This is a genomic window from Chamaesiphon sp. OTE_8_metabat_110 (genome assembly GCF_031382685.1).
GTDB lineage: Bacteria > Cyanobacteriota > Cyanobacteriia > Cyanobacteriales > Chamaesiphonaceae > Chamaesiphon.
The window spans coordinates 1-3947 of sequence record NZ_JANMZA010000112.1; the positions used below are offsets into that span (position 1 = coordinate 1).

The 3947-nt window shown below is 47.3% G+C and carries 3 protein-coding genes; all 3 read left to right on the forward strand.

The features are described from left to right. Positions 1-158: L,D-transpeptidase (locus tag RMO52_RS03965; protein ID WP_396134876.1), on the forward strand; the 158-nt coding region annotated here is incomplete at its 5' end. Positions 159-659: 501 nt separating this feature from the next. After that, positions 660-1040: a cupin domain-containing protein gene (locus RMO52_RS03970; RefSeq protein WP_309739191.1), complete on the forward strand. Its 381-nt coding sequence runs from the start codon at positions 660-662 to the stop codon at positions 1038-1040. 524 nt (positions 1041-1564) lie between these two features. Beyond that, positions 1565-3947, forward strand: a 2383-nt coding sequence (locus tag RMO52_RS03975; RefSeq protein ID WP_310411067.1) for a phycobilisome rod-core linker polypeptide, incomplete at its 3' end; no start/stop codon positions are given.

A 3947-nucleotide genomic window follows, 5' to 3' on the forward strand; every position in this document is an offset into this window, starting at 1 on the left:
CTGATGGACAAGATGTAATTGGGTTTCATGGTACTCCCAATGTCAAATCGATCGGGACGGCGGCATCACACGGCTGTGTGCGGATGCTAAATCGCGATGTCAAGGCCATGTTTCGCCTAGTTAAAGTGGGCACTACCGTAAAAGTAGTCAACGAATAAATCATAAAAAAGAGTGAAAAAGTACTTTTCACTCTGGAAGTTTATTCTACTTAAATGGAATTAGGCTACCCAACTCATACTTCTATCTAGATGGGATATAACGTCATTATGTTCCACAATTTAGGGTGTCGATCGCATCGATCTTTGTCACATTTCTTTACAAAATTAATTGAGAATTGTCGCCGCTTCTCCCAGCAGATTCTAGATACTAATTCAACGATCGGTGGCGGTCGTAAATAGCCCGAGTTCGCTAATCACGGCCATCGAGGAAGTATGTAAATCGATTAGAAGCTGCTTCCCGCGCACGTTGTAAATCCGATCGCCAGCGGGAAATTACTTATAAAAAGCGCAATTATTTGACTCGATCGGGCGAGGATAGATTCTTAAATTTTTTGAGAGATTAACGCAATTGGCTGGATTAAGTATGTTCGGTGACAGTAAGCGCTCGCGACATACATTCAAGATGACGGTGACGATCTTACGAACGCAAAATAAGTACAGATGGATACCACACGCATTTTTAATAGTGCTAAATTTTTCCAACCAACTGACGGCGAACCGATTCGTTCGGTGATTTCCACGTCCCCAGCAGCAGTAATTGTCGCTTGGTATATCCAGCCACATCAAGAAATACCCGCACACATCCACCCGCAGGGACAAGATACTTGGACGATTTTATCTGGCGCAGGAGAATATTATCTCGATGGAGCCGGAACGACAAAATCGATCCGCATGGGCGATGTGGCGATCGCGCCTGTAGGGTGCATACATGGGGTGGTCAATCTTAGCGATGACGATCCCTTAATTTTTATATCTGTAGTATCACCTGGGGATGCCGGATATCAACTGGTAAAATTTGGCGCAGTTCTGATTGAGCTGTAAAGCGTTTGCAAGATCTAGCAGTTGCCAGTCGCTCGCTAACTTGAAATTGGCGTAACATACATCATCGATCGGGATGACCCGCCCCTTGTAACAAAAATTATCTTTTTTTTAATAATTGACCGCCGATCCTCTACGATCTTCTCCAGACCACTATTAGATTTAATATCTACACACTTCTTCATAAACAAGCTACGAGCAGGCGAAACGTTTTAATCTGAAAGCTGAACTGGTTTTACTAGTTACATTTTTTAGCTTTGGGAGCGCCGAGATTTAAGCACCTCGATCGCCCTACTTATTCAAACGGTGCGATCGTCGCTAGACGATGCGCTAGCTTCGAGTTGGTAAATGCTCGTACCATTGGCAGTAAACGATCCGATCGGGAGTAACATTCGAGCGAGACTCTCGCGTTGTTTCCACCGATCCCCGGATTTTACCGCCTCATCCAAGCAGGTACCAGACCTGGCACGTAGCTCGATTAGGCTTAATACAGTAAAAAAATATTCGGTTGGGAGATTTAAGATCTAATGAGTGTTAAGGCAAGTGGTGGCGGCTCTCTATCCCGTCCAAATTTATATCAAACACTGCCCGTTGCGACCATTTCGCAAGCTGAACAGCAAGATCGGTTTCCCGCAATGGGCGAACTGAGCGAACTGAAAAGCTACTTTGAGTCTGGAGCCAAACGGATCGAAATCGCCAAGACAATTAGCGATAAGTCCGAATTGATTGTCTCGCGAGCGGCGAATCGGATTTTCGTTGGCGGTTCGCCGATGGCATTTTTAGAAAAGCCGATGGTCGTCGAGGAGACCAAAAAAGTAGCGACAACTTTTGCCAGCGGTACAAAACAAACTGAATCCACACTCGGGACTGTAACTTTTGTTGAGGAAAAAGGGAGCTTTTTCTCTAGCATTACTTCCTTATTCACGGCAACTGGTTCTGGTGCAATTCCGCCAGGTTTTCAGCCAATTAATATCTCCTTGTACGGCCCTGCAAACATGCAGAAATCCTTACGGGATATGAGCTGGTTTCTCCGGTACCTGACTTATGCGATCGTCGCTGGCGATCCGAATATCATTACGGTCAATACGCGCGGACTCAGAGAAATAATTCAAAATGCTTGCTCGGTTCCGGCTACCATCGTCGCGCTCCAAGAAATGCGCGCTGGTTCGCTGGGCTACTTTAGCAAGGATAAAGAAGCTCAAGAAATCATCAACCAGTACTTTGAAGTAATGATTGGTGAGTTTAAAGCTTCCGCACCTGCTAATAAACTCCGCCAGCGCAACTCCGACGACCAACAAGGCTTGGAACTCCCCCAAATCTATAATGCTGCTGCCGAACGTCGCGTTAAGTATGCGATGAAAACAGGCTTGTCGGCAGTTGAAAAAAATGATGTCATCAAAGCCGCCTATCGCCAAATCTTCGAGCGCGACATCACCCGCGCCTACAGCTTATCGGTGTCCGATCTAGAATCGAAGGTCAAAAACGGCGAAATTTCGATGAAGGAATTCGTCCGCCGCTTGGCAAAATCGCCACTGTATCAGAAAAACTTCTTCCAACCTTACATTAACAGTCGGGCATTAGAACTAGCCTTCAAGCACATTTTGGGTCGGGGGCCATCCTCGCGCGAAGAAGTGCAGAAGTATTTTAGTATCGTCTCGGCTAAAGGCTTAAATGGGCTGGTAGATGCCCTGGTAGACTCAGCAGAGTACTCTGACTACTTCGGTGAAGAAACAGTGCCGTACATTCGCGGTTTGGGTCAAGAAGCTCAAGAATGCCGCAATTGGGGGCCTCAGCAGGACTTATTCAATTACAGCGCCCCTTTCCGCAAAATTCCGCAGTTCATTACCACCTTTGCTGCTTACGAGCAGCCGTTAGCCGACCAGCACGTCTATGGCTCGGGTAACGATCCGCTCGAAATTCAGTTTGGGGCGATTTTCCCCAAAGAAACTCGCAATCCCAGCAACTCGCCAGCACCATTCGGCAAGGATACGCGCCGAATTTTGATCGCGCAAGGACCTGGTATTAATAACCAAGTTAGCAATCCTGGTGCGCGGGGTGTCACTCCTGGCACGTTGGGCGCGAAGATCTTCAAGCTGGATCAACTACCTGGCTTTACAGGTATTGGTAAAAAATCCAAATCCAGTCAAGGTGTCAGTACTTCCTTTACTGAAGGCTCCACGCAAGCAGTAATTAAAGCCATTTATCTGCAAGTAATGGGTCGCGAAGTATACGAAGGACAACGCCTCAAAGTTCAGGAAATCAAACTCGAAAACGGCGATATTTCCGTCCGAGAATTTGTCCGCGACTTGGCAAAATCCGATTTATTCCGCAATACTTACTGGACGAAACTCTATGTAACTAAAGCGATCGAATTCATGCACCGCCGCTTATTGGGTCGTCCGACCTACGGGCGTCAGGAGATGAATAAATACTTCGATCTCGCCGCCAAAAAAGGTTTCTACGCGATCGTCGATGCGATGATTGACTCGACAGAGTACGTCGAAAGCTTCAACGAGGACATGGTGCCCTACAATCGCTACCTCACCCCTGCGGGTGTCAGCGGTCGGAATCTCCGGGTAGGCAGTATCGGCGATACGGGTGTCGGCATCGTCACTCAGGCGCAATCGCAAGCAATACCCCGCTTTGTCGAACTCGGTGCAATTACCGGAACTCGATCGCAACCCGATATCGAATTCCGGATCGATCAAGGCGTCAGCAAAAAACGCGAACAAACCAAAATCTTCAAGCTTACCCAAGCTGTTGATAAAACACAGCTCAAAACTGTCATTCGCGCCGCTTATCGCCAAGTCTTCGAGCGGGACATCGAACCATACATCGTCGCCAACGAATTCCGGGCGCTCGAAAGTAAGCTCGGTAACTCCGAAATCAACCTCAAAGAGTTTATCGAAG